The organism is Xenorhabdus poinarii G6, from assembly GCF_000968175.1.
GTDB lineage: Bacteria > Pseudomonadota > Gammaproteobacteria > Enterobacterales > Enterobacteriaceae > Xenorhabdus > Xenorhabdus poinarii.
Window position 1 is genome coordinate 1673889 of record NZ_FO704551.1, and the last position, 24767, is coordinate 1698655.

Sequence of the window (24767 nt, forward strand, 5' to 3'; positions counted from 1 at the left end):
TACTTTGTTATGATGACGGTTGTCATTATTCGGTGACCGGCAGTTCAGCGTCATTATCGTGCTGACTTTGTTCACTATCGGCGTCATCATAGGTGCCGACCAGGTTATTATCAAGCAGGAATTGATGCAGGTTGGATTCTTTGCCGTTGAGTTTAACTTTATCATTGGCATAGTGGAAGTTCAGGCCGATAAGGTTGTCTTTATCAGTGATGAATTTATTTCCACCGGCAACAAGAAATTGAACCTGCTGTTTAGCTTGATTTTCTGCCGCCGTTTTATCCTGACCTGCCAGTTCACGTGACTGTGCGATAGATTCTATTAACATGGCTTTGGGAATGTTCACGTCTAATGATAACTCTTTTACCAATGTACGGATCATGTCTTCCGGCTTCATGTTGTCCATCGAATTTTTGTCTTCTGGAACGTTTTGTAAGGCAAGGTTGAAATCGACTGAACTTTCACCTTTACTGTTTTTCCAGCTAAAGGGTGAGATGCTGAATTGTGGATCCTTGTTCATGAGCAGATGTAAATTACTCATCACAGCGTAGGTAACCGTATCATCAGATAATTCACTTGTAGCCAGAGCCTCTTGTGTTGCATCATTATAGGCTTGAGTAAATTTGCGTACAGACTGGCCATCCAACTTTTCTATGCCCAGATTTAACTGACCAGAACCGAATTCTATATCCTTAATGTTGACACCATCAATGCCATAGGCAACTTTGATATTCAGATTTTCTTTATCTTCGTTCGCATTGGAGGTGATTTTTATTCCTTTGAGGGAAATATTGGGTTCGTTAGGGATCCCATTGATGCTGAACTCGCCAATGCTGTAGCTTTGATCACCAACATAAATATCGAAATTACCTTTTTTATGATCCCCTTTGAAATCGATTCCTTTCAGTGAAATCGTTTCTTTTTTATTTGGCTCGCTGAAAGATAACCCATCATTTTTTACAGAGAATGAGAATGCACTTAAATCACGGTTAACATTGGCAATGATTTTGGCGCCTGAGAACGACAAAACACGTTGTTCCCCATTTTCTTTGGTTTCTGTATGAGTAATCGGAAGCAAATCCATGTCGGTAGAGAGGGTGCCACCATAACTCACGTTGGCATCTAATTTAAACGGTGATTTTCCGCCGGTCAGATCAAAAATCGCTTTTAGCGCGTCACTTTGTTCAAGTTCTGAATGGATAGAAGCCATTTTTGGCATCAGGCTGAATGCTTTGGTAATAGGAAAGGGTCCATGATCAATCGTTGATTTGAAAATGATCTCTTCATTTGGTTTAATCCCCATTTTTTCTATACCACCTTTAATCGTCAGGATCAAACGGACATCAGAACTGAAAATACCCCGATTGAAATCCTTGGCTTGCCATTCCATACCCCTTTCAGGGAGTGATTCTTTTAGTTTGGTGTTTGCTTTTGCGATAAAGCCATCCAAACGGTTTTCAAGTTGTTTTCCTGTATACCATGATGCCCCTGTCCATACAGCACCCAAGGCGACAATAATGCTTACTGCAACTAACGATTTTTTCATATGAAAATTCCATCCATTTGACACACCTAACCGGATAGGTGTGTGCGTTTTGTATTTATGTCAAAAATGGTTGTAAAGTGTATAGTTTAACTAAAATAGTTTAAGATTAATTAGTTACTTTGGCTATTTTCCCGTGGCCATAAACTGTTACGCTCTTCTCTATAGCAGATAAAAAGATTGATTCACCTGAGAATAATCTCAATTGGCGCTTATCCGTGCTGATAACAGCTTGTCCTTCAACACAAAATAGAACTGATGCTGAATCATTTTCTAATGAGATGGGTTGTTCTGAAACAGAATAGACAGAAAAACAAAAATCATTGACGGGAACAGGATAAATCAGCGCCTCTTTTTCCTGTTTTGGTACGGTTAGCAAAGTATCGGCCGATTTTGGAATGAAATCCAGATTAGCCATTAATTCCGGGACATCAATATGTTTGTTGGTTAAACCGGCTCGTAGAACATTGTCAGAATTGGCCATGACTTCCAGCGCTACACCGTCAAGATAAGCGTGAGGAGTGCGGGCATATAAAAACATCGCTTGGCCAGGTTTTAGCTCAACCACATTGAGTAGCAGTGGGGTAAACAGTCCATTGTCATCAGGGTAGAACGAGGTCATGTTTCTGATGGTTTCCCATGGTTCACCTTGATGGCTGTTTAATGCTGACTTTAAGACAGCAATGGCCAAATGTTTCTGCTCTCCTTGCATATTCAATAGTTGTGAAAATAGAAACGACAGGTTTTGCTCAGACGGCTGCTGGAGGAATGTCGGAATATCTGGATGGGCGGCAGAAACATAACTCAATAATTGGGTGATCTCAGATAAAGGCCGAAATGCATTCATCGCCTTGAACGGCGTCAGTGCATAGACCAATTCAGGTTTGTGATTGTCATCTTTATAGTTACGTTGCGCTGAATCTAATGGGAGTCCCTGAGCGTTTTCTCTGGCGAAACCCATTTCGGCGGCTGTTTTGTCAGGATGCACCTGAATAGATAACGGTTGAGCCGCACACAGTACTTTAAACAAAAAAGGCAGACGCTGGAATTGTTGTGCTACCTTTTTCCCAAGGTATTTTTCTGGATCTTGATCAATGAGGGTGTTCAAGGCAATCGTTTCACCCGTTTGAGGATCAGTGACCTGTGAACTACATTTCGGATGTGCTCCCATCCATAATTCTGCCATGGGCTGATTGTCTGGGTTAGCGATACCGTAAATATCCGTCAGCGCGGTTTTACTTCCCCAATCATAATGTTGGATGTTGTTGATCATTTTCAGCATGGCTATGTTTCCTGTAATAAAAAATAACTTATTTATAGACAACAATACAATAAACACGATTAGGTCGCATTATCGATCATAAATTTATGGCATGATAAACGAATGCCGACTAATTTATCCGCAAAGTTTGTTCCGGCGTATTCAATTATTCTGTGTGCTAAGGAGAGAGTAATGGCAGCCACTCGCATTGAAAAAGACTCAATGGGACCCATCGAAGTACCTGCTGACCAATTATGGGGGGCGCAAACTCAGCGCTCACTGGAACATTTCCGCATTTCTCAGGAAAAAATGCCTGTTGCATTGATTCATGCCCTTGCATTGACCAAACAAGCAGCAGCCAGTGTTAATATGGATCTCGGCCTTCTGCCGAAAGAACGTGGTGATGCAATCATTGCTGCGGCGAAAGAGGTATTGGAAGGTAAACACCCAACAGAATTCCCGCTTGCTATTTGGCAGACCGGTTCGGGAACTCAAAGCAACATGAATATGAATGAAGTGTTGGCGAATCGTGGTAGCGAGATCTTGGGTGGTAAAAGGGGTAACGAACGTCTGATCCATCCTAATGATGATGTGAATAAGAGCCAAAGCTCTAACGACGTTTTCCCAACGGCCATGCATGTTGCGGCCGTGATTGCAGTACGCGAGCATGTGTTGCCAGAGTTAAAAGTGCTACAAAAAACGCTGACCGATAAAGCTGAAGCATTTAAAGACATCGTAAAAATTGGCCGTACTCACTTACAAGATGCGACACCCCTGACTTTAGGCCAGGAAATTTCCGGCTGGGCAGCGATGTTAACGCATAACTTGAAACACATAGAAGATAATATTCCTCATGTGTGTGAACTGGCATTGGGGGGAACAGCAGTAGGAACGGGTCTGAATACTCATCCTGAATATGCTGTTCGTGTCGCACAGAAAATTGCTGAATTATCTGGCCAGCCTTTTGTCACTTCACCAAATAAATTTGAAGCGTTGGCAACGTGTGACGCATTGGTTCATGCACACGGTGCATTGAAAGGCCTGGCGGCATCACTGATGAAAATCGCTAACGATGTTCGTTGGTTAGCGTCTGGCCCTCGTTGCGGTATTGGTGAAATTTCTATTCCTGAAAATGAACCAGGTAGTTCTATCATGCCGGGTAAAGTTAACCCAACTCAATGTGAAGCCATGACCATGCTATGTGCTCAGGTGATGGGTAACGACGTAGCGATTAACATTGGTGGTGCATCTGGTAATTTTGAGTTGAACGTATTCCGTCCGATGGTCATTCATAACTTCCTACAATCAACCCGTTTGCTGGCGGATGGTATGCGCAGTTTCAACGAGCATTGTGCTATTGGTATTGAACCAAATCATGATCGTATCACTCAGTTGCTGAATGAATCGTTAATGTTAGTTACGGCGTTAAATACGCATATTGGTTACGATAAAGCGGCTGAAATTGCCAAAAAAGCACATAAAGAAGGTTTGACATTGAAACAATCGGCACTCAAGTTAGGGTATCTGACTGAAACTGAATTTGATGCGTGGGTTCGTCCAGAAGACATGGTTGGTAGTATGAGGTAATATTCACTATTCACCTGCGTTATCGAGTGAAAAAAAACCGGAGTAAATATTCTCCGGTTTTTTATTTAAGCATATCGCTCTTAACTTAACGCGACTGATTGAGCAGGGGATATTTTACATCTTAAAGCTCTTTGTAGAGATGTAGTCGAGGAATGACCAACTCAAGGGGTTTGGCTTTAGGTTTATGTCTATGTTTAATGACATTGGCATTGTAATTAGACAAAACACCTATTTTGGGATTGGTTTTGCTCCCTTCTACGCAAAAAACAATCACAGGTACTGGACAGGCGTACTGAACTTGCTTTTGTATGTCTGAATACCATACACGAGTGATAGGTTGCACTTTAACAGGGCGTTTAATTTTCAATACCACGTCATTGGGTAATTTTTGGATATCAGTTATCTCTAATTCCACCAGTGCTGACCACTGTTCGCGGGAGTAGGGCGGAACCGCTCTTCCTGCATTATAACTTTTCTCCAGCCTTTCCAGAATTTGTTGCTTAGTGACTTTATTAATGATGTTCTTATTGGCCCAACCGAAATGAATGGAGTCGGGATTTAATAACGGGGTAATGGTGCGATAGGCATTCAGGGTAATCAGTCCTCGCAAGTGTTCATGAACAAATTCAAATCGTTGTTCTTTACTGACTCCCGATTCTTGAGTCACAATATTTTCCAGCTCTTTTTTTAGTATGTTGATTTCATCAATTACTTTTATGGCTTCTTTATATTGCTGGTGGTTGACCGAAAAACACAATGCGCCTGGCAGGCGGCTCGCTGCTTTACTGCTGATATTGGGGTTATTATGGTGTATAAACAGTTTCTGGTAGAAATGCAGACCGAGATGAAGCGCCTCATTCCCTTCGAGCAGATTAACCATAATTTCGGTCACTTGTTCATGCTCTTCACCTTTTTCTATTTTAGGTAATTCAAATACTCTGGCGCTGATAAGTGGATAGTTCATTAATAATCTAACCAGCTCAGCCAGTCTTTCTTCTTGTTTTTTAAAGCAAGTTGTTAGTGATTCTATTGAAAGATACTTGTTCATCATTATGCCTTGTGTCTTTACATAATCATATTAGTTACAACATACTTATTAATATAACCCCACCCAGTAGGAACATCCACCACAAAAAAGTCTAATAAGGCCAAAAAACATTTACTGTTCGTGAAATTCAGGGAGGGGGAGTCGGCCATGATGTTAAAAACATGGCCGACATTATCTTTTTATTCAGAAAGTAAAATATCAACAATTTATTTAAACGTCGGACAACTTATTGAGTTTTAAACCTAAATAAAAAGCAATGATGGTGAGTGATAAAATAAATGCAGCAACACCATTCCATGCGAAATGAAGCCAGAAAATACCGCCTAATGTTCCCGCAATGCTAGAGCCTGAGTAGTAACAGAACAAGTAGAGTGATGATGCTTGTGCTTTTGCCCGCTTGGCTCTTTGTCCAATCCACCCACTAGCCACAGCATGAGCGGCAAAAAAACCTGTTGTGAGTATTATCACGCCTAACATCACCGCCCAGAGAGAGGAAAAGAGGGTAATGATGCAACCTACCAACATCATACCAATCGCCACAAGTAATATTCTTCCCCGACCAAGTTTACTGGTTAATGTACCTGCTTTAGTTGCACTATAAGTTCCTGTCAAATAAACGATAGAAAGCAATCCAACGATTGTCTGGCTTAAATGGTAAGGCGCCTCTAATAATCGATAACCGATGTAGTTAAACATCGCAACGAAGCTCCCCATGATTAAAAAAGCTTCAGCAAATAGCAGAGGAAGCCCCTCGTCACGAAAGTGCATCTTCAAATTGAGAAGTAACGTTTTAGGTTTTAATGGACTCGATTTAAAATGCTTCGATTCTGGTAGTAATTTCCAAAAGGCAATAGCGGAAACTAAGGCAAAGATACCTAATAAAATCACCGCATATCTCCAGGAGTAGTGATCAGCGATGATCCCAGTCATCAAGCGCCCACTCATTCCTCCGATTGAGTTGCCACTGATATAAAGCCCCATGGATAGAGTGACATAACTGGGATGAATTTCTTCACTTAAATAGGTCATTGCAACAGCAACAACACCACTGATTGACAGACCAACTAATGCGCGGATAAACAAAATCCCGTACCAACTTGGCACTATTGCGCTTAAAAGCGTAAAAATAGCCGCTGCAATCAATGAAATGACCATGACATTTTTACGACCAATCGCATCTGATAGTGAACCTGTGATTAATAGCCCCAGAGATAACATTCCGGTAGAAAGTGATAGCGCTAAGCTACTATTAGCGGGGGAAATATTAAATTCTTCTGACAGAATCGGCAAAATAGATTGGATGAAATAGAGCAATGCGAAAGTTGCCAGCCCAACGGCAAAAAATGAGAGGGTGACACGTAGATAGGCACTATCTCCACGTTGAATGTAATGCGATTGACTTTTGTGTCCTAAATTAATCGTGTTTTCAACATTTCGTTCCACGCCAGAGACTGCTGATTTTTCACTGACGCTTTGGGTTGTATTCACGCGACTTCCTTATTGAGATAAAACAAACGATAACGATTTGATCCAAATCAAGAATAGGAATTCGAAAATATTTTGTCTAATATATTAATAATCAGAAATGATATCTTACATATATCAATGGGGTGATAGATAATGCCAGCTAATATTGAACTGAGACATCTGCGTTACTTTATTGCTGTTGCAGAAGAATTACATTTTGGGCGGGCGGCAGAAAGATTGAACATTTCACAGCCACCATTAAGCCAACAGATCCAGGCGCTGGAAGCAAATATTAATGCTCAGTTACTGGTACGTAATAACAGAAACGTCAATTTAACGCCGGCCGGCCGGATGCTTCTGCAAGAGGCCTACCAAATTATTGCTCAAGTTAACGCAGCCGCAACCAGGGCGGCCAGAATGCAACGAGGAGAATTAGGGGAGATATCGATTGGTTTTACATCCATCGCCCCTTTTATGCAGAAAGTGGCACTCAGTTTACGTCAATTCCGGGAACGCTACCCAGACGTCTCTATTCATATGCATCAGATGAATACTAAACAGCAAATAGCGCCTTTACAGACAGGCAGAATTGATATCGGGATTATGCGAAATACATCATTACCTGACAATCTACAACATCATTTACTCTTCAAGGAACGCTTTATGTTAGCGGTATATGATGGACATCCCTTGCTGAAATACGCTAATGATGGGGTTAATTTGCAAATGTTATCTGATTTCCCTCTCGTCTTTTTTGAACGCGATGTAGGGACAGCACTATATGATGAAATTGTTGCGTTGTTAGCCAATGTGGGTGTCGTTCCAACAATTTCCCAGGAGGCGGGGGAGGCAATGACCATTCTCGGATTAGTTGCGGCCGGATTAGGCATCAGTATCATTACCGAATCATTTACCCGCATGAAACTGGATGGAGTTCAATACTTACCTTTAGCAAACAATCCTGTTTACTCTGAAGTTTGGCTGGTTAAACATAAAAATTGCAATAATAGCGCGGCGGCAGATCGCTTAACCAACTTGTTGATCTCAAATATTGTAGGAGAAACTTCGTTGTAATGGTCTACATTTTTCATGACATCGACATGTCGGTGTAGTATACCAATAGACAAATTATCCCAATAACAGGAGGCTTGTTTTTATGCTTGATTCAGACGGCAGGGCTTTGCCTTGCAAATTATTATTTTTCTCTTGGAGAAATAAATATTATGAAAAATTACAAATTACTCATTTCAATAATGATAGCACTGAGTTGTTCAGCTTGCTCGAATAATAAGAAAATAACAGAAACAATACATTCTCTAGAATCTAATCAAATTGATCATAAAATATCATATAAGGTCGGTGACATGCTGGAATGTGGCCGAGGCTATGTTGTTGGCATATGGTCAAATGGTAATAAATGGAATCAGTGGGCAGTTTGGTTATCAAAAACAGGCCGAAATTGGAGTAATAAAGATGTCCAAATTTATTGGGCTTACAGTGCCTTAGATACTGACTATGATAGTGGAAAAAACGCGTATGCAACTGTCCTAGCAGCTCAAGCCAGTGGACAGATCGTCGCACTTCTTGACGATCAATGGCCATTTCGGTGTAATAAATGGGGTCCTGACCCATATAATGGGCCGCAATTTAACTCAGTACAAGCCTGGTTTCCATAACCGGATATGATTTTTCTGGTTTCTCTGAAAATTGATAAAATTTTAAGTGAGGAACATTTAATGAGAACTTTAAAAGTCTTTTCTTTACTGTGTATTTTATTTTTATACACAATACAATCCTACGCTCAGCAACCTGTTGATAAAGTTTATCGAATGGATACTCGGCCCCCAGAAGAAATATTTCACCCAGCAAAGGGAGGATTTTCTCCTTGGGGAACGAATGATAATCTTGTGGAGCATGTTCAGGGAGTTTTTGATAGAGAACATAGGGCTACTGCTTCAGCATTTGTTTCAACGACGACCGACCGTGATTTTGCCATTAATTGGGGCAGGGGTTTTGGTATGGAGATATTCTACGTTTATGAAATACGACCCACTGCCAATTTTTATAGTGTCGTTCGGTCATTACAGCGGCTTTATGCTCAAACAGGCAGGCGTGAATATTGGAGTCTGATGAACCTTTGTGAAAATCAGGCAGAATATGTGGCAATCAGAGGTATTGGGGTCACACAAATTCGTGGCGTCCATAGGTTTAGATATAGTGAGAATGACCATGCCTATATTGAAGATGATTATTTAAATAACGAGCTTTATCAGAATTATAGAACAGAAGCAAATCCTGTCGCCTATATACCAACTGCACAACTACCCAGTGAAGCAATCACACCAGAAACTTACTGTGCTATGAATCTGACGGCTTCCCATCGTTATTCCATTCGTTTTGCCGCCAAGGCTCACACATGCCCCTTTCTGAAAGAACGAAGGCAATGTCATGACGCCTTATCGACAATCGCTTTTTTAAACGCTAGTTTTTTGTAATAGTATTCAATTTAACTTCACTCCACCTTTAAATAGATGGAGTGAAGTCTTGTGACCATGGTTGTTACTCTAAACGAACAGATACATCAGTGAGATCCGTCATCAAAAGTAATAATTACGATAAGTTCGTGTGAAAGATCACATTTCTATATCAAACGAATACTCTCTCATTTAAACGGAGACATAATCATCATTAATTTTTTAGCAGCGTGAATTAAATGGCGGGCGGTAAGGTGAGTGTTGATATTCAACCTGGTCATATTGACCAAATTAAGCAAACTAACATGGGATTGGTTTATCAGCTCATTGATCGGTGTGGGCCTATCTCCCGTATCGCACTTTCCAAAAAAGCTCAATTGGCACCAGCCAGTATTACTAAAATCACTCGAGAACTCATTGATGCACATTTAGTGAAGGAGATGGAATTCCCTGATCTTGGCTTTAGAGGGCGTCCCGCGATTGGTTTACAAGTGGATAGTCAAGAATGGCAATTTTTATGTATTCGTATTAACGAAGGGCATATTGTGATTGGGCTTCGTGATTTGAACTGTGATCTTGTCGTTGAAGAACAATTAGCTTTCGTTGTACCTCAGAAACATGCTTTCTTAGATTGTATTGTTCATGAGATTGATGGTTTCTTTTTACGCCATCAATCTCATCTAGAACGCCTGACGGCAATTAGCATCACCATTAATGCAATCGTCGATCCGGTTAACAGAATCATCCATAGCTCGCCATACTATGATATTCAAGATATTCCGTTGGGGAAATTTTTACATCAACGCACAGGGCTACCGATTTTTCTGCAACATGGCATTACTGCATGGACAATCGCAGAATCTTTATATGGGGCAGGGAAGAACGACCAGAATCTTATTCAGCTTGTCATTGACGATAATGTTGGTGCAGGAATTATGACGGCGGGGCAAATGCTTCATGCTGATAATCATAGTGTCGTGGAAATTGGCCATATCCAAATCGATCCCTCTGGAGAACCTTGTTACTGTGGCAATACCGGTTGTCTCGAAACGGTAGTCGGCATTAAAAAAATTTTACAAAAGGCGCATTTTCTGGCGGACAGGTATCCTGATGACGTCTTGAATCACGCAACGGCGGATAATACCTCGTTAAAAATTGAAATTGATTTACTTTGCCAGGCAGTGGCAGATGGTGATTCACAAATAATAAACATTATCCATGATGCAGGAGAGAGAATCGGGCGTATCATGGCAATTATGGTCAATATTTTTAATCCAGAAAAAATATTGATTGGTTCGCCGCTAAACCGCGTTAAACATATTCTTTATCCGGCTATTCAACAGCAGATAACACAGCGTTCACTTCCTGGTTATAGCCAACACGTTGATATTGTGGCTACCCAATTTCCTAACGCAGGTACATTACCCGCAGCCGCTTTAATAAAACAAGCGTTATATAACGGTGAATTACTTATTAAGCTTATGCAAGGATAAGAATAGCCCCCATTTCGCAAAACATTGAGCTAACGCAATTCCTGCCTCAAACACATCTCTTACACTCACTTAGCCTACTCACTAAAAGAGTATCCGATCTATCTGGTCTGTTATTGTGAAAAACGGAAAAATGAATTTATGTTAACGCGCTTATTTGTTACAGGCACGGATACCAACATCGGTAAAACAGTTGTTACCCGCGCATTACTGCAAGTCTTTAATCGTGAAGGAACAACCGCAGTGGGATATAAACCTATTGCGACAGAAAAACAAGAGACTCAGGAAGGAATACGTAATCGAGATGCTTTAGTCATACATCAATCTTCATCGGTTCAAGTGAATTATGAAGAAATCAATCCCGTGATTTGGGAAAGCAATTATGAAGTAGGAAATCGTGCTGACTTTACTCAAATGACAAAAGGGCTAAGAAATTTAGGGCATAAAGCAGATCGTGTCATCATTGAAGGTAATGGCGGATGGCGCATGCTACTGGAAGATGAAACGTTTTATTCTGATTGGGTTATACAAGAAAAACTCCCTGTCATTTTGGTTGTCGGTATTCAGTCAGGGTGTGTTAATCACGCTATTTTAAGTGCTCAATCCATCATTAATGATGGTGCAACTCTTATTGGTTGGGTTGCTAACCGCATCAATCCAGGACTTGCCCACTATGCCAAAATATTGGATAGGTTACGGTGTCACATTCCAGCACCACAGCTAGGGGAAATTCCTTATCTTTTAAGGCCAGAAGAGCGTGATTTATCTTGCTATTTGGATCTTTCTGCAATATCAGAAATCGACAATTGATTGGAAAGAGAAAAGGGAGCATATATTGCTCCCTTTTCTAATGAAGCCTCTATTGGTTGGACTAATGGCTGCTTTTTTTATCACTTGGTGCTTTATCTGGAGCCGTGCTCGTGTGAGAAAGACGAATATAGACTATTTTTGTTTTCCCTTTATCACAATGACCAATGACCTTTCCACTTGTATTAACGTGATCACCAGAAATTAAATCAAGCCTAAAATCCGTTTTTGAAACACCATTTTTCATGATCTTCTGCGCAATTTCTTCTTTCAGGCTTTCGCATGTCACTTTTTGTGAATCTTGAGTAGCCTGCGCCGCAAAAGAGGAAAGCGCAACGAACAAAGCGCCGGTCAGTAGGATCTTTTTCACCATCATCTCCTTATTTTGATGTCAGTGTTGAATCTATCAAGGTTCGATTGGATGACCTGTATTGACATCCAGGCAACGTTTTGTGCTTGGTTCCCAATAGGCATTAATGTTGGCACTTTTCAAACAGGCTTCACGATTATCAACTTCTACCTCATATTTATCAAATTCTTTCTCTCTACGTCTATCCATCTTTTGACGCAATGGTCTCTGTTCATTCCATTCTTCTTTGTTTTGGCGAGCCATTTCTTTACTTACGGCGCTTTCTTCACCACCATTAATGGTTACACATGTATTTCCTGTCGTACAGGGCGTCGACAAAGCGGGTGTTTGCCAGAAGAGAGAAAACAGTAGGGTGATAGCAGAAACACATTTAATTATCGAAGAACCACGAACGTTCATGTCTGAACCTCTTTCATCAAGACTAGGATATTTAAAAATACATTAGCAGAGAACTAATACAGTTAGTTGATACAGTATAGTGATTGGCTAGCTTCTATGTACATTTAATCCCGCGAATGACTGGCAAACTGGCATCATTTCCAATGTATTGATATTGACGCGAGCAGGCAGATTAGCCACCCAAAATACCGCTTCTGCAACATCATCTGTTGTCAATGCTTCAGCACGTGCATAAGTCTGATCAACTTTTTCTTCATTACCCTTAAAACGAACATGAGAAAACTCGGTTCCACTCACAAGCCCTGGTTCAATGTCAGTAACCCGAATGTTCTTTCCGTGTAAGTCAGCCCGCAATCCTAAACTAAATTGTCGGACAAAAGCTTTGGTTGCACCGTATACATTACCGCCGGCATAGGGCCAGTTTGCTGCCGTGGAACCAATATTGATAATATGTCCGCGATTAACTTCAACCATATTAGGCAACAAAGCCCGTGTCATATTCACTAATCCTTTAGCATTAGTATCAATCATGGTTTCCCAATCATCGGGATTAGCCTGATGTGCGGGTTCTAACCCTAATGCCAGCCCCGCATTATTGACCAGCACGTCTATATTACGTAAGGCATCCGGTAATTGTTGGACTATACGTTCAATCGCAGTACGATCCCTCACATCAAGTTGAATGGGGTAGACGTTTTCCCCTAATTCGTTTTTCAACTTATCCAATCTCTCCTGACGACGTCCTGTTGCAATGACTACCGCACCATGAGCGATAAATTTCCTTGTAATCGCTTCACCGAAACCAGAAGTTGCCCCTGTCACCAAAACAATCATAACGATCCTCTTATCTGTTAATTATTATCATCCCCGTTAGCAGAGAAAATTATACCTCATTCGTCAAGATTAGCGTATGTTCTTGATTGCCCCATATACTCTTGAAGAGAGCCATCAAATACGACCTTTCCTTTATCGACTTTAATCACTCTTTCAGCAAGGTGAAAAACACGGGGATCATGGCTTATCATAAGCACTGTTTTACCACAAACAATATTATTCAATGATTCCGCAAAGCTATTGATTTTTCGATTGTCCAAGTAAGTGGTTGGTTCATCAAATAGCAATATTTCAGGTGTCTTAAGATACAACCGCGCTAAACCAATAATTTGCCTTTCTCCACCTGACAAAGAAGAACCTTTTTCGTCTACGTATGAATCCAAACCATCATAGAGGATACCCCGAAGAGAATATAAGTAATAACAAGCTTGCATCTGTGTCAATCTTCGGGCAAAGGCGACTTGAAGAAAGAAAAAAGGGAATTGGATTATCTCAAAATCTTCAGGTGATTATTTATTAAGCTTTACTTAAATAAAAGCTGTCACAGTTCATCATTTTAAACGTTGTTACTTGATTTTATTAACTTTCAGGGTAATCTTAACTCATTAGATTAATTGATATATAGGCGGCCGTGTGCAGGAAACCTGAGGGCAGTAGCTTATAATATTTCCAGTCACTCCTGTACCCTACTGAAATATATTTATAAAAATTTTTATGAGAGCGACAAGCGTTGTAGCAAATTGGACGCGGTTGCATTAACTTTTTAGAGATTCAATATCAGTTACGAACAGCCTTCATCCGTTCGTTAGTCGGTGATGTCACCTCTGTCTCCAGCAGTCCGTGCCCACGTTAACTTACCGGTTGAAATTCCGGGGAGAGTAAATCGCTTGCCAAACCATTCGGGGGCCGATAAATCGACGTTTGGGGAGCCCCGGATAGTTCGGGTGGCACGAGAGTACGTTGAAGTTTTTCCCGCAGATTTATCTATTTTGGACCTAAAATCTATGATGGAAAAACTCCGCAGTTTTATTACAAGTTGTAACTGATGACCGATTTACTCATATTTCAACATACTCCAACTAATTAATAAGGATTTATATTATGACTACGCACGATAGAAAAGCATGCAGTGCATATCTAAATCTTGTGTGCCCCCCTATATCCAACACTCTAGCGGCTACTATCACTAATAAAGATGAGGAAATTATAAGTAGGCTTCGTCAAAGTCATTTCTATATGATCTGTGGAAGATCAAAGGCTAGATTCGGTAAATTACAAAGATGGGATGAGGAAGGCAGGATTGAGGTCGAGATAAAACTTGATTCAGGCTTATCTTCATATGGTTATATTCACATTCAGAAAATGGTTTTTTTCCGAAATGCTCCAAGTAATTTCAAAATAAACGTTAAAGGAAATGATAACTTTATTATCGTTCTCTATGAGGGTGAGATAGTATTTCATGTTACTCCTGACGAGTTACTAATGCTTCGTGGTAGATTTCAGCCTGTTTTTTCTGGGTTTGATAATTATCGTGAAATTATGACTTTTGACATGCTTTACGTTGGTATTGCCAAAGAAAACCAAGATAGTTATAGCCGACTCATAGCTAGGGGCCATAAGGCGCGGATGGATATTTTGGCTGGTGAGGAGCAACGGACACCTGGCGCCAGAGTCAGTGATGAAACATATCTCCTTCTTTTTAAAATAGAACCTTTGACAATTACTACTTTTAGTGGGCCCGATGATTTAGATGATGAAGATTTAAATTTTACTATTGATTATCACAGATTGGTTGCTGATGCTGAAAAAGCAGTTGTTAATGTTTTTAGGCCGAAATATAACAAACAACAATATGTTAACTATCCAAAAGGAAAAGACGGCCTATATCGGCAGGGCTATGATGGGTACTCATATTCTATATCTGAAGGTATGGCATTTAATACAATCTATGGAACAATTAAGGGAGCAAGAGATACAATGGGTTATTTTCTATCTAATGATGCAGATTTTATCTCTGTAAATGGAGATGAGGTTACCTTACATATTTCCGGTCAAGATTTCAATGTTGAAATAGAAGAGACACAGCCAGAGGAGTAAGTAATGAAGTCTATTCTATTGAATTCATGCCAGCAAGTAATTTTCTGGTATGGCCAGTGCCCAACAGTAGGTAAGGGCGAGAGGTTTTTAGATTGGATCATTCGCGAACATGATCGTAAGATTGCGGTCCTAGAAATGGAGTTGGCAGGTGTGCATGATGTGGCGACCGTTCGCTCTGCGACCCCACGAACTTTTATGTTGCTGTGACCAGAGCTGAACAAAGCGTCGCCATAATTATCAATAATTATGGCGAATCGAGGCTGCCAGTGTGGATACCATAAAAAATGGAAAATAGGCTTGCTCGCAATTTACGGCAGTTGCACTGATTTACGAACGATCATCCTTTTTCGCCTACATGAGTAAATCCCGTATTTTTCCCAAGTGAGAGTTTTCTGGGATTGAATCCATGTATGGATCGCGCTCAAACACTAATTGTTCAGACTCAACGAAAGACAGCCATTCCAATGGGTCTAGCTCGTACTCCATTGCTGACATATCACTTTCATCTTCTCCCTCAATACATCTGACTAAATAAAATAACTCACCACCAGGAAAATCATTTTTATCATCCACAAGATCGATGTCGGTAACAGTAATTCGAAGACTGGGATCAGTTTTAGAAACATAAATCCCTAATTGTGGCATAGTTGAATTGTCACTCATGATGATTCCTTTTATTTGTTATTACTATCTAAAAAATGGCTCCAAGAAGGATGCCTGCCAAAAGAGAGCAGGACTAAAGCCGCCTTGCTCGCATCCCAGCAGATTACATCACCAATTTAAGCATAATACCGATAGAGGCAACATTTATATCACCTGGAAGCTTGTCCTTCAGAACAGATAATATAATATCTGGAAACATGAACCCCTGCAGGTTATTTAACATAATAATGATTGTGCGAACCAATCAAGCTAAAAATAAAAGCGCTATAGTTAGAGCACTTCATCTCAGCAAAAAATCACCTTTCTAACGATTTCCGTTCATCCTGACTTACTTTTCTTAGGAAATCAGAATTTATTTTATGGCCTTGTTATAAGTTCTTAGAACCTAATTGTCAACAAATTTTGAATTTTTAGATTATGATAATCGTAGAATTTATACGGAGGTCAAAAATGCCAACGAAACACATTAACGACAGCATTTGGCGCTTAGTTGAAAAAGAGACGGTTAAGGCGGTTATAGAACTCAAAGAACCAGTGAAAGACACTACTGTCTTAGAATGGTTGATCCGAAAAGGTCTGGATACAATAAGTGACGAAGATTACAGAAAATTTTCAAAAAAGAACGCATGATCGACATCTTTTTTTAATCTTCAAAGGACTATTTAAACATGAGTAATAACCACAATAATAGTAATTATTTAGTTGCAATGGTTTTTGTAATATGTGCCGTAGTAATTGGTGCTGTAACCTATGGCTTAATGAGTACTTTTGATGTTCCATTTAAGGTTGGAATAAGATCTGCCCTCCCTGTTCTTGCTTGGTCCGGTGGTCTCATTGCAATAGTCTATTTTTACTTCAGAGTTGAAGAAAGTATTCTTATGTTTATATCTCCATTTTATATATCCATGATCGTACCTTGCCTAAGCCCTATTCTTGGATATATTGCTGGAGAACGTGAAAATTTCCCATTCCGGCAAGATATAGCATGGTATGGAACAGCATGGGGAATGTTTTTAATTTTCTTGGGCATAAATCTTATTGGTTATGGATTACTCTATTGGTGGAGAAGCAGAGATACATATAGATATTATTGATAGACTTAAAAATTAGACAGTAATCGCTGAAAGCCCGAAGATAACCTTAGACTACCCCCGTAGTACCCCCGTAGTACAGCACGGGGGTCACCTTCGGCACTGAGCAATCTTCAAGCTTAATGACGATATAACCTTATAACAAGGAAGAATGAAATGCGTATTAATGATATTAAGGAATTTTTCTTAAATAACTCGGCGGAAACAACAGGATTAGAACAAAAGGAATTTATTGTTTTATATCGATTATCCACCATGTTAGATAGCAATCTTTACTCGCCAGATATGAATGACAAAAGGAACATATGGAATTTATGTGATTTATGCAACGTTAACACAAAAGAACTATCAAAAATAATTGATTCGTTAAGTAATAATGGCTGGCTTGTTGTTTCAAAAGGAAAAGAAAAAGTTTTTTATCGGATTTCTCAAAAGAAAATAGACTCTCTATCGTATGATTTTCATGAAGACTCAGAACTAAACGAAACACATTAACCGTGCAAGCTGAACATTTCTTTTGTCTCCGACAGGAAACTATCGCGTCACAGAAAGTTCCGTGAGGTTTAGGCTTTGTAGGGAGTGGAAGTGTTCTGCGCTCCCTGATTCAGTCCCCCCTTTGTATCGGCGGATTAACAATGGTGTCTTCAGTCATTTCTGATAGCCGCCTCCCATGCCCTAAAGGGCATCCAAAACCCTAACAAGCTCACTCCCCTTGAAAAAATCACGTCCCCCCCTAATGATTACGTTTTCTTTTCGCCACATTCCTGATGCCAATACTAAGAAAATAGCAATTAATCACCCTATTTTCATCCGTATTCAGGAAAAAGATGATCCGTTAGGATTCCGCCTCCTCGCACCGCTGCGGGGGCGAATCCTAACGTTTCACCTTTTTAGCTTGCAAAATAATAACTATATCGGTCTTTGTTTTCTCCTTACTGCTACTAGAGAGCCAGGACGGCATGAATGATAATCCGGTATTCGCATCCGTATCTTTATTATCAGCCAATCCGCCAATCAGGATAATGTCACCATCATTCACCGATACCGATGTTTGAATATTACGTTTGATTAACGTGGGTGAGTTATTCACGCCTGTATGCGTCTTGGCAAAGTTTGATAGTTCCTGACTAATCGACAAATCAATCACATTCTGCCTGACTTCTGGCATCACATTAAAAATAACCCCAGACGAACGATATTCCACTGATTGAATAGGTTTATCCCCCGAATAACTGACATTACTCAACACAGGCACATCCTCACCCACAGAGAATGAAGCCGACGTACCAGAACGCGCCCGAAGAGAGGGCGAACTTACCACGGTAAAACGAGAATCAGTATTAAAAAGCTCAACTAATGCATTTATATTGCCAGACGAAAATTTGATAAAATTGTCCATACCAATACCAGATCCATTACCACCAATCTGAATAGAAAAACGTTGACTCAGTAATTTAGCCGCTAATGCTAAACCCGAACCGTTACGCTCCGTTGTCTGAACCTGATAAACATAACCGCCTACATAAACCTCGTCAGACACCGTATCAATAGAAGGCAAAATCTGCTCTATCCGTGAAATATCCGCCTTAGTCCCATAGAAAACAAGCATATCACCCGAAGAACTAAAGGAATTCGCGCCAGAGGCAGAATGATTAGGGGCTTTAGATCCGCCTACATAAGTAGACATTGAACTACCATAACCGAACCGCCCCTGAACAACACTGGAAAGCACGGACGTTAAATAGCCCACAGAACGATACCGCGGTTTATAGACAAAGGTATGCTGCGGGATAACCGGTTCGACAATTTTTAATTTATAAATGTAATCAACGCCTGATTTATTGGTTACACCAATCCCCATGTTATTTAAGTAGCGAACAAAAAAAGCCTTTTCGTCCAAGTCTGGTGTGATATGAAACGAAACTAATCGCGTATCCGTAATCACATCCGGTGAAATCATAAAAGGCTTCTTAAATACCTGGCTATAAATGAAATTTACTGATTTTGGAACGGTTACACCATCAAGGGAAAAATTAACGCCTTTAGCAAAAGAGAAAGGGACAAATAAAAGAGTAATAATAAAAATAACTCTGTTCATTTCGATACCCCGCTAAAATAAGTCACCTTTTCCCCATCAATAAAGCCAAACATCATTATTCCTTTCCCCTGAAAACCCGTTTTATTCACCAGCCTGATGTCACCAGAAGCATTAACCAACGTCACATAAGTGTAATTGTCAATATTCAAAACACCTGATATACGCCAAGAAGAAGAAGAAACCGGTTTGTCTATTTCTTTCTCAACTCTTTTATCTCCGCCTCCCTCTCGCAAAGACTTATTGTCATATCCGCCGCCAATATGTGAAGTTGTCTTATGTAAGACATCATCACTATCAACACCAGATACGACAGGGTTATTGTCAGAATAACCAGTAAAGAAGGCGTAGATAAAATAACCACTACAACCAAATAAGAATAAAAACCCAAATAAAAATACCCATAATTTAGTTTGGCTAAACACATTTTGACGAGTGTCAACAGTTGCTTCACTGCCCTTTCCTCCGTTATAAGAATGATAAAATTTAAATATATTTTTATCGTACTTATTCTGATAGTGCGTCGTGCGGCCAGATTTGGTTAATTTCACGCCATTATAGACATCAACACGATAACGATTTTTAGCCCCGATCATCACTAACTTAGTCATCCTGAAAGAGGTTTCAATACGGGTTTTTATAAATCGGGCTATCGTATCAGGATGCTGATTCATCAACACCAAATCGCAACATAAACCACTATCAGGGTCAGTAAAATGGCGATGCTCAGCAATAAAAGACCGATGTTCAGCGGTTAAATCTTTATCCGAAGACCAGAACCGCCAAACTTCATCAAGACAAATCAGGTCACCCGCTTTACAAAAGGCATCGTTACCCGAATAACCCTCTTCATCACTACGCTTGTAAGGAAAAAATCCCGCCTTTATCACCCTTTCATCATTCACTGAAACTATCTCGCCAAAAACAATTTTCTTGCCTTTAGATAATTTCACCGCATAATCACGAATGGCAGCGGGATTAATGCCGTCAATATTGGTAATAATCCGTCTGCCTTGTAAATAAGCCGGAAGAATGACACTTTTCACACACTCATGACTTTTACCAGAGCCGGGAACGCCAAAGTAAGCCGTTATAGACATAGCGATCACCCAATCACAGGAATGCGACGAATAATAAAACGCGTAAACCAAGCGGTAACCACTAAGCTCACCCCAAACGCCCCCTGAAACAAATTAATAAAATACCAAGCTGCATCAGGCAACAAATCAAACAAAGACTGAATATTGGAACTCTGCGGCAGTAAATCCACAACAGCAGAAAACAACTCTTTGACAATAAAATACAGTGCACCAAACACGACAAATTTAATAACTACTGTACGAAGAACAAAACCTAAAGCCGTATTTAAAGCAGAAAGAAGAATACCGTACATAAAAACTCCTTTAAGCACTTAAAACCATACGTAAGGCCGCAAAAGCCCAGACAATCGAGGCAATAAGCTCTATCAATTTCCTGTTTTTCTCAATAATGTCACAATGGCTGTTAATTGTTTCGTCAACGTTAACCCCAAACAGAGAAAAAGAAATATCCGCCACCGGACAAATAGCGTCCCTACTGCCTATTTTAAAATCAGAAAGAAAAGGCATACTGTCCCTGATAGGCTGAATAATTTCCTTTCCCGTCAGCGGCTCATCTAAATCGGGTGATTTAATATTAGGGTTTTCACCTAAATCAACCTTCGCATCAACAGTAATATCAGTATTACCTCCACTATTATTAATGTTTTTTTCATTGGTTGATGAGTTTATTTCAATATTTTGATAAGGTGAAAATAAATCACGCGCTGTTAATTTATCTATACCTAATGTTATTAAAGCATCGCTAATTTCCGATTCTTTAATATAATCATTGTCATTTAAAACCATCCCTTCATAATTATCTTGTGCTGCCGCGTCATATAATAAATCATTAATTAAATCAGCGACAACATTATTATTAAGTGGCTTATCTTTAAGAATGTCAGCAAGTTCATTGGCAGAAACAGATTTAATTAAGTTGGATTCATTTTTTTTCGTAAAATAATCGCCTTTATAATCAGTATTCAAACTTAAATAAACACTCTCACTAATACGACTATCATTAATAACATAGTCGCCATCATTGGGTGGTGTGCACATATATTTATTTGTATTCACTGGAATATCGTCAACAACCTCACTAACCGTAATATACTTACAGGGTCGATAATTAGGCTTTAATGTTTTTTTATGCAAAATAGCTGGGACAACGGCATCATAACTTGTTACTGCACCGGAAATTTGAGTGTAAATGCCAGGATATGAAGGAAAAAGGCTACCTTCTTTTGGAATAAAATCCAGAACATCCAGAGTATAAGAAGTATCAACATAATCAAAAGTGACGTTGTCTCCTTTAGCTTCATCTATTCTAGGTTGATACTGCTTCTCAAACTCCTTAACAGCCTTAAAAATCATTGCATTCTGAATACTGCTCATCCGGTCATCTTCAATAAAATAATAATCCCCTGTGTCATCACGAATGCTAATCTCATAGACCGCCCGACTATGGTCGAAAGAAACCGATTTAACAACACCAGAAGGAACAGGGAAGACACCTGTATTGCTATCATTAAGCGGAAATGCATTCACAACTACAGGAAGAGAAGGTGTTATTACAGCTCCATTATCAGCCCCAGAAAAAGAAGACCCATAAAGAATAACTGGCGCTTCTGGCGAAGGCTCAAAGTCTACAATCTGAGTCCGTCCTCCTACCCGAACCTCATATTTGCCGTTCCCCAATGAAACACCATCAGTAGCGACTTTTAAATTATCAGAGCGAAAAGAATCAATCAGCTCTGAAGCCGTCATCACTCCCCCTGTAACCGTAACACCCGCCCAAGTAACCTGTCCTGCTTTACGTAAATAAGAATTCATAGGAACACTGGCGGCTCTCCTTGCTGCCTCACGAGACATACCATTAACTGTCGCTTTAACCGATTGATCAAGCGCATAACGACCCACTGCCGCCTCTGTCAGTGGATAGCGAATTGCCGCTTGAGTAGCCGCCCTTTTTGTCACTGTCTGTGCAATAACGCGAACCAATAAACCTGCTGCCAGAGCCGGATTAGCCGCAACAGGTTTAGGCCAACTGATAAATAGAAATGAAAAACAAAAAAAGTAAACTATTAGCCTCTGAATCCCTGAATAACAGCCCATGCGCATAATAGCCCCCAAATAAAAACAACCAGCGTTAATGAGTCAGCATGCATAAAGTAAAAAAGGGGTTTTCACCCCTTTACCCTATAAAATTAATTTAACTAAGCCCCACGAACCATTTTTAATACATGCCTAATACCCGCAACCGCCGCAAGCAAAGTAATAATTGATCCTGCTATTGCCATCACAGCAACAATAACACCGGAAAAACTAATGTTGTTAGTTAATGCAGACAAATCGACATCCCCCGCCTTATTAACGACATCATCAGCAAACGCACCAACAGAAGATAAAGCCAAAGCAGAAGCAATAGAAACCTTAGTGCACAGAGAAGATAATTTAGACATTTTTTTAATTTCCTATATTAAGCATGTTTTACCATGCGAATTATTTGACCCAAACCAAAAGAAAAAAGATATAACATCATTACTGAACTAAACGCCAATCCCCACACCTTACTTAAATAAGGATAATCATAAGATATGGGTAATTGGTTTGATATGTCCAATATTATCTTTTGACAATTATTGGATATATCGCATATAGAACCTGTTAAAGAGGACATTATTACCCCTTATTAAATGAAATGCTCCTATAGCTTTATTAAGTGTTTAACTGTTTCCATAGACACATAAGAAACATTCCATTGGTTAAATTCCAATCTCGGCGGATTATCACCAAATGGTTTGCCAGGATATAAACTCGAACCAGAAATTAAATATTTTCCTTCCGGTAAGGGGTTGGGTTCTGACAAAGTAATAACCGTTTCTGACATTGAACGGGGTCCCATATGAGCAATAACCCGTTGGGTATAATAAGGCGTAATTTCACCCGTATTTTTATTGGTTCGGGTTTTTTGCTCGATTTTCACATCAGCCGCAGTGACTTCAATATAAAATGGGATTTTTTCTAAAACGGACATGTTGATACTCCTAATTTTTCATTTACTAATGTTTGGTAAATTGGGGGCAAATCTAATTTCAGATTCAAATCAGAAATATGCTCATCCCGTACTATCATGGACAGTGCGGCTTGAGTGTCACCCTCAAAGAAATGAATAACTTTTGCAATCGTAGAAGAAGCCTGTTTTCTAAGCCAACTCACTTTCGCTTCGATTGCATCAATAGCCTTACGGCCCTCACCTTTTAGAATCTTATTAGGTTTTGCAGAATTAATAGAAGCTGCGTAAGAACATAATCCCGTATAAGCTCCCTGAGTGTCTAAGAGAACCTCAATTGGTATATCTTTCAATTCAGCTTCGGAACGATACCAAGTACCGGAAACTTTCTGCTCAAGCGCTTTATTGTAGACACGCCAATAGACTTTTGATTGTCGAGAACCTACTGTTACAATTTCTTTGGTATAACAACCATCAGCATCAATCTCATAGGCTGTTCCCAGTTTGGGTTTAGGCCCTTTCCCGCCATAAAAAGCATCATCCTTATAAGCAGATAATGCATGATGACAGGTGAACACTTCATCATAATCATCTGTAGCCAAATCTAAGCGCTTCAATGATGTAATATCCAGATGCTTGAACCATCTATAGAGTTTTTCGGGTGTGATTCCACTCATTACATGGGCGCACCCTTTCCCACCGATCTGTACGTAAAAAGTGCCTTTATTGCCGCCCCAGTAGATCATGCCAAAATGTTCATTACCACCATTCTCAGAATAAAGGACAGCAGAATCCTGATAGGCAAATCCGCCCGTTCCGCGCGCTGGACCAACAAATAGTCCAAATACAGAGGCAATAAAACGTCTTAAACGAGAATGTAAGCAGGACAGAAGTTCTTTGTTGTAGCGTTCTGCCTTACGATTGATATCTTCAACTGAAGAAGAAAATACATCATTTGAATCCGGTAAAGATTCATAATCATCAATTGACAATGTGTCAGCAAACCTACTGTGATGATATTGTCGATAAGATGGAAGATGTTGATATTTACGCCATTCGTGCCCTTTATCCTGAAATGTATGAACATCTTTCATGCAAGAAAGAGGAGCAGAAAAAGCCAGATAATCAATGATAACGCTTCTATCAGTGAGCATTTAAAGACTCCTGATAGCCAGTGAAGCACCCTGATGTTGCCGCCGTAGAGACGAGCACAATTTGATTGCCGTAGAGGGAGATGCATTCGAACATCAGTTCATCAACAGATGGATAATAGTCCCACTCCCCGTTGACAAGGGCATTGATGCCGAAACCTGCGATGTAATCGAAATAGACTACTTTCATATCCCCTCTCTAATTCAAGTAAAATTAGAAAGGGGATCGGACTCCACTAAGGAGTATGATTCGCACAACCCACGTTATGTGTAAATTGCTAGGCTGCCCCGTTATTCTAGC

Annotated in this window: 28 protein-coding genes; 11 read left to right on the forward strand and 17 right to left on the reverse strand. The window is 40.0% G+C overall.

Translation table 11 applies throughout. From position 1 onward, the window contains the following. Window positions 1–25: 25 nt before the first annotated feature. Together XPG1_RS07680 and manA are read right to left on the reverse strand one after the other, a co-directional pair. On the reverse strand, window positions 26–1543 hold the full coding sequence (locus XPG1_RS07680; RefSeq protein WP_045958563.1) for a YdgA family protein: 1518 nt from the start codon (window positions 1541–1543) through the stop codon (window positions 26–28). A gap of 106 nt (window positions 1544–1649) precedes the next feature. Continuing rightward, complete coding sequence (gene manA, locus XPG1_RS07685; RefSeq protein WP_045958564.1) at window positions 1650–2822, reverse strand: mannose-6-phosphate isomerase; 1173 nt, start codon at window positions 2820–2822, stop codon at window positions 1650–1652. A gap of 171 nt (window positions 2823–2993) precedes the next feature. Here manA and fumC point away from each other — a divergent pair, with 171 nt between their 5' ends. Continuing rightward, window positions 2994–4388 (forward strand): class II fumarate hydratase, encoded by a 1395-nt coding sequence (gene fumC, locus XPG1_RS07690; protein WP_045958565.1) that lies wholly within the window; start codon window positions 2994–2996, stop codon window positions 4386–4388. Between the two features lie 121 nt (window positions 4389–4509). On the opposite strand, the gene tus is transcribed toward fumC, so the two are convergent. Together tus and XPG1_RS07700 are read right to left on the reverse strand one after the other, a co-directional pair. Beyond that, window positions 4510–5436: a DNA replication terminus site-binding protein gene (gene tus, locus XPG1_RS07695; RefSeq protein ID WP_045958566.1), complete on the reverse strand. Its 927-nt coding sequence runs from the start codon at window positions 5434–5436 to the stop codon at window positions 4510–4512. Window positions 5437–5646: 210 nt separating this feature from the next. Further along, window positions 5647–6924, reverse strand: a complete 1278-nt coding sequence (locus XPG1_RS07700; RefSeq protein WP_052708269.1) for an MFS transporter — start codon at window positions 6922–6924, stop codon at window positions 5647–5649. A 132-nt stretch (window positions 6925–7056) separates the two neighbouring features. On the opposite strand from XPG1_RS07700, the gene XPG1_RS07705 reads away from it, so the two are divergent. From XPG1_RS07705 to bioD, 5 genes are all read left to right on the forward strand, one after another. After that, complete coding sequence (locus XPG1_RS07705; RefSeq protein ID WP_045958567.1) at window positions 7057–7977, forward strand: LysR family transcriptional regulator; 921 nt, start codon at window positions 7057–7059, stop codon at window positions 7975–7977. 86 nt (window positions 7978–8063) lie between these two features. Then, window positions 8064–8579: a hypothetical protein gene (locus XPG1_RS07710; RefSeq protein ID WP_162197114.1), complete on the forward strand. Its 516-nt coding sequence runs from the start codon at window positions 8064–8066 to the stop codon at window positions 8577–8579. A 60-nt stretch (window positions 8580–8639) separates the two neighbouring features. Beyond that, entirely contained in the window at window positions 8640–9398 is a 759-nt protein-coding gene (locus XPG1_RS07715) for an enterotoxin A family protein (protein WP_157879458.1), read from the forward strand. A gap of 233 nt (window positions 9399–9631) precedes the next feature. Then, a complete protein-coding gene (gene mlc, locus XPG1_RS07720; protein WP_157879459.1) occupies window positions 9632–10870 on the forward strand; it encodes a sugar metabolism global transcriptional regulator Mlc in 1239 nt (412 codons plus the stop codon). A 138-nt stretch (window positions 10871–11008) separates the two neighbouring features. Next, window positions 11009–11677 (forward strand): dethiobiotin synthase, encoded by a 669-nt coding sequence (gene bioD, locus XPG1_RS07725; RefSeq protein ID WP_045958571.1) that lies wholly within the window; start codon window positions 11009–11011, stop codon window positions 11675–11677. Window positions 11678–11738: 61 nt separating this feature from the next. Here the strand turns inward: bioD and XPG1_RS07730 are convergent, their stop codons facing one another. The 4 genes from XPG1_RS07730 to XPG1_RS07745 form a co-directional block, all read right to left on the reverse strand. Beyond that, window positions 11739–12050: a DUF1161 domain-containing protein gene (locus XPG1_RS07730; RefSeq protein ID WP_231853066.1), complete on the reverse strand. Its 312-nt coding sequence runs from the start codon at window positions 12048–12050 to the stop codon at window positions 11739–11741. 30 nt (window positions 12051–12080) lie between these two features. Then, a complete protein-coding gene (locus XPG1_RS07735; RefSeq protein WP_045958572.1) occupies window positions 12081–12443 on the reverse strand; it encodes a DUF1283 family protein in 363 nt (120 codons plus the stop codon). Between the two features lie 87 nt (window positions 12444–12530). Beyond that, complete coding sequence (gene ydfG / locus XPG1_RS07740) at window positions 12531–13277, reverse strand: bifunctional NADP-dependent 3-hydroxy acid dehydrogenase/3-hydroxypropionate dehydrogenase YdfG (protein WP_045958573.1); 747 nt, start codon at window positions 13275–13277, stop codon at window positions 12531–12533. A 56-nt stretch (window positions 13278–13333) separates the two neighbouring features. Beyond that, entirely contained in the window at window positions 13334–13711 is a 378-nt protein-coding gene (locus XPG1_RS07745) for an ATP-binding cassette domain-containing protein (RefSeq protein WP_045958574.1), read from the reverse strand. Window positions 13712–14378: 667 nt separating this feature from the next. Between XPG1_RS07745 and XPG1_RS07750 the strand changes: the two genes are divergently transcribed. Further along, window positions 14379–15374 carry a hypothetical protein gene (locus XPG1_RS07750; RefSeq protein WP_231853067.1) on the forward strand — a complete coding sequence of 332 codons (996 nt, stop codon included), beginning with the start codon at window positions 14379–14381 and terminating at the stop codon, window positions 15372–15374. 3 nt (window positions 15375–15377) lie between these two features. Beyond that, window positions 15378–15581, forward strand: a complete 204-nt coding sequence (locus tag XPG1_RS07755; RefSeq protein ID WP_045958575.1) for a hypothetical protein — start codon at window positions 15378–15380, stop codon at window positions 15579–15581. Window positions 15582–15725: 144 nt separating this feature from the next. Here XPG1_RS07755 and XPG1_RS07760 read toward each other — a convergent pair whose 3' ends face one another. Beyond that, window positions 15726–16037 carry a DUF8087 domain-containing protein gene (locus XPG1_RS07760; protein WP_045958576.1) on the reverse strand — a complete coding sequence of 104 codons (312 nt, stop codon included), beginning with the start codon at window positions 16035–16037 and terminating at the stop codon, window positions 15726–15728. Between the two features lie 450 nt (window positions 16038–16487). Here XPG1_RS07760 and XPG1_RS07765 point away from each other — a divergent pair, with 450 nt between their 5' ends. From XPG1_RS07765 to XPG1_RS07775, 3 genes are all read left to right on the forward strand, one after another. Then, window positions 16488–16667 carry a hypothetical protein gene (locus XPG1_RS07765; protein ID WP_045958577.1) on the forward strand — a complete coding sequence of 60 codons (180 nt, stop codon included), beginning with the start codon at window positions 16488–16490 and terminating at the stop codon, window positions 16665–16667. Window positions 16668–16705: 38 nt separating this feature from the next. Further along, a complete protein-coding gene (locus tag XPG1_RS07770) occupies window positions 16706–17131 on the forward strand; it encodes a hypothetical protein (protein WP_045958578.1) in 426 nt (141 codons plus the stop codon). A gap of 153 nt (window positions 17132–17284) precedes the next feature. Further along, window positions 17285–17623, forward strand: coding sequence for a hypothetical protein (locus XPG1_RS07775; protein ID WP_045958579.1), 339 nt, complete (start codon window positions 17285–17287; stop codon window positions 17621–17623). Between the two features lie 379 nt (window positions 17624–18002). Here the strand turns inward: XPG1_RS07775 and XPG1_RS07780 are convergent, their stop codons facing one another. From XPG1_RS07780 to XPG1_RS07815, 8 genes are all read right to left on the reverse strand, one after another. Then, window positions 18003–19226, reverse strand: a complete 1224-nt coding sequence (locus tag XPG1_RS07780; RefSeq protein WP_045958580.1) for a type II secretion system protein GspD — start codon at window positions 19224–19226, stop codon at window positions 18003–18005. Then, window positions 19223–20323, reverse strand: coding sequence for a zonular occludens toxin domain-containing protein (locus XPG1_RS07785; RefSeq protein ID WP_045958581.1), 1101 nt, complete (start codon window positions 20321–20323; stop codon window positions 19223–19225). The genes XPG1_RS07780 and XPG1_RS07785 overlap by 4 nt, the downstream gene beginning before the upstream one ends. Before the next feature lie 5 nt (window positions 20324–20328). Continuing rightward, entirely contained in the window at window positions 20329–20616 is a 288-nt protein-coding gene (locus tag XPG1_RS07790) for a DUF2523 family protein (protein ID WP_045958582.1), read from the reverse strand. A 10-nt stretch (window positions 20617–20626) separates the two neighbouring features. Further along, the gene (locus XPG1_RS07795) at window positions 20627–22423 is read right to left on the reverse strand and encodes a hypothetical protein (RefSeq protein ID WP_045958583.1); all 1797 of its coding nucleotides are present in this window, start codon (window positions 22421–22423) and stop codon (window positions 20627–20629) included. Between the two features lie 95 nt (window positions 22424–22518). Continuing rightward, window positions 22519–22764, reverse strand: coding sequence for a hypothetical protein (locus XPG1_RS07800; protein ID WP_045958584.1), 246 nt, complete (start codon window positions 22762–22764; stop codon window positions 22519–22521). A gap of 245 nt (window positions 22765–23009) precedes the next feature. Continuing rightward, window positions 23010–23339: a hypothetical protein gene (locus XPG1_RS07805; protein ID WP_045958585.1), complete on the reverse strand. Its 330-nt coding sequence runs from the start codon at window positions 23337–23339 to the stop codon at window positions 23010–23012. Further along, complete coding sequence (locus XPG1_RS07810) at window positions 23327–24469, reverse strand: replication initiation factor domain-containing protein (protein ID WP_045958586.1); 1143 nt, start codon at window positions 24467–24469, stop codon at window positions 23327–23329. Before XPG1_RS07810 ends, XPG1_RS07805 begins: the two co-directional genes overlap by 13 nt. After that, window positions 24459–24656: a hypothetical protein gene (locus tag XPG1_RS07815; protein ID WP_045958587.1), complete on the reverse strand. Its 198-nt coding sequence runs from the start codon at window positions 24654–24656 to the stop codon at window positions 24459–24461. The genes XPG1_RS07810 and XPG1_RS07815 overlap by 11 nt, the downstream gene beginning before the upstream one ends. Between the last annotated feature and the right edge of the window lie 111 nt (window positions 24657–24767).

What these genes read in the sequence shown, in the direction of transcription:
- XPG1_RS07680 (WP_045958563.1), bottom strand. Translation starts at nt 1,543, where the DNA reads ATGAAAAAATCGTTAGTTGCAGTAAGCATTATTGTCGCCTTGGGTGCT.
- manA (WP_045958564.1), bottom strand. Translation starts at nt 2,822, where the DNA reads ATGCTGAAAATGATCAACAACATCCAACATTATGATTGGGGAAGTAAA.
- fumC (WP_045958565.1), top strand. Translation starts at nt 2,994, where the DNA reads ATGGCAGCCACTCGCATTGAAAAAGACTCAATGGGACCCATCGAAGTA.
- tus (WP_045958566.1), bottom strand. Translation starts at nt 5,436, where the DNA reads ATGAACAAGTATCTTTCAATAGAATCACTAACAACTTGCTTTAAAAAA.
- XPG1_RS07705 (WP_045958567.1), top strand. Translation starts at nt 7,057, where the DNA reads ATGCCAGCTAATATTGAACTGAGACATCTGCGTTACTTTATTGCTGTT.
- XPG1_RS07715 (WP_157879458.1), top strand. Translation starts at nt 8,640, where the DNA reads ATGAGAACTTTAAAAGTCTTTTCTTTACTGTGTATTTTATTTTTATAC.
- bioD (WP_045958571.1), top strand. Translation starts at nt 11,009, where the DNA reads ATGTTAACGCGCTTATTTGTTACAGGCACGGATACCAACATCGGTAAA.
- XPG1_RS07730 (WP_231853066.1), bottom strand. Translation starts at nt 12,050, where the DNA reads ATGATGGTGAAAAAGATCCTACTGACCGGCGCTTTGTTCGTTGCGCTT.
- XPG1_RS07735 (WP_045958572.1), bottom strand. Translation starts at nt 12,443, where the DNA reads ATGAACGTTCGTGGTTCTTCGATAATTAAATGTGTTTCTGCTATCACC.
- ydfG (WP_045958573.1), bottom strand. Translation starts at nt 13,277, where the DNA reads ATGATTGTTTTGGTGACAGGGGCAACTTCTGGTTTCGGTGAAGCGATT.
- XPG1_RS07745 (WP_045958574.1), bottom strand. Translation starts at nt 13,711, where the DNA reads ATGCAAGCTTGTTATTACTTATATTCTCTTCGGGGTATCCTCTATGAT.
- XPG1_RS07750 (WP_231853067.1), top strand. Translation starts at nt 14,379, where the DNA reads ATGACTACGCACGATAGAAAAGCATGCAGTGCATATCTAAATCTTGTG.
- XPG1_RS07755 (WP_045958575.1), top strand. Translation starts at nt 15,378, where the DNA reads ATGAAGTCTATTCTATTGAATTCATGCCAGCAAGTAATTTTCTGGTAT.
- XPG1_RS07760 (WP_045958576.1), bottom strand. Translation starts at nt 16,037, where the DNA reads ATGAGTGACAATTCAACTATGCCACAATTAGGGATTTATGTTTCTAAA.
- XPG1_RS07765 (WP_045958577.1), top strand. Translation starts at nt 16,488, where the DNA reads ATGCCAACGAAACACATTAACGACAGCATTTGGCGCTTAGTTGAAAAA.
- XPG1_RS07770 (WP_045958578.1), top strand. Translation starts at nt 16,706, where the DNA reads ATGAGTAATAACCACAATAATAGTAATTATTTAGTTGCAATGGTTTTT.
- XPG1_RS07775 (WP_045958579.1), top strand. Translation starts at nt 17,285, where the DNA reads ATGCGTATTAATGATATTAAGGAATTTTTCTTAAATAACTCGGCGGAA.
- XPG1_RS07780 (WP_045958580.1), bottom strand. Translation starts at nt 19,226, where the DNA reads ATGAACAGAGTTATTTTTATTATTACTCTTTTATTTGTCCCTTTCTCT.
- XPG1_RS07785 (WP_045958581.1), bottom strand. Translation starts at nt 20,323, where the DNA reads ATGTCTATAACGGCTTACTTTGGCGTTCCCGGCTCTGGTAAAAGTCAT.
- XPG1_RS07790 (WP_045958582.1), bottom strand. Translation starts at nt 20,616, where the DNA reads ATGTACGGTATTCTTCTTTCTGCTTTAAATACGGCTTTAGGTTTTGTT.
- XPG1_RS07795 (WP_045958583.1), bottom strand. Translation starts at nt 22,423, where the DNA reads ATGCGCATGGGCTGTTATTCAGGGATTCAGAGGCTAATAGTTTACTTT.
- XPG1_RS07800 (WP_045958584.1), bottom strand. Translation starts at nt 22,764, where the DNA reads ATGTCTAAATTATCTTCTCTGTGCACTAAGGTTTCTATTGCTTCTGCT.
- XPG1_RS07805 (WP_045958585.1), bottom strand. Translation starts at nt 23,339, where the DNA reads ATGTCCGTTTTAGAAAAAATCCCATTTTATATTGAAGTCACTGCGGCT.
- XPG1_RS07810 (WP_045958586.1), bottom strand. Translation starts at nt 24,469, where the DNA reads ATGCTCACTGATAGAAGCGTTATCATTGATTATCTGGCTTTTTCTGCT.
- XPG1_RS07815 (WP_045958587.1), bottom strand. Translation starts at nt 24,656, where the DNA reads ATGAAAGTAGTCTATTTCGATTACATCGCAGGTTTCGGCATCAATGCC.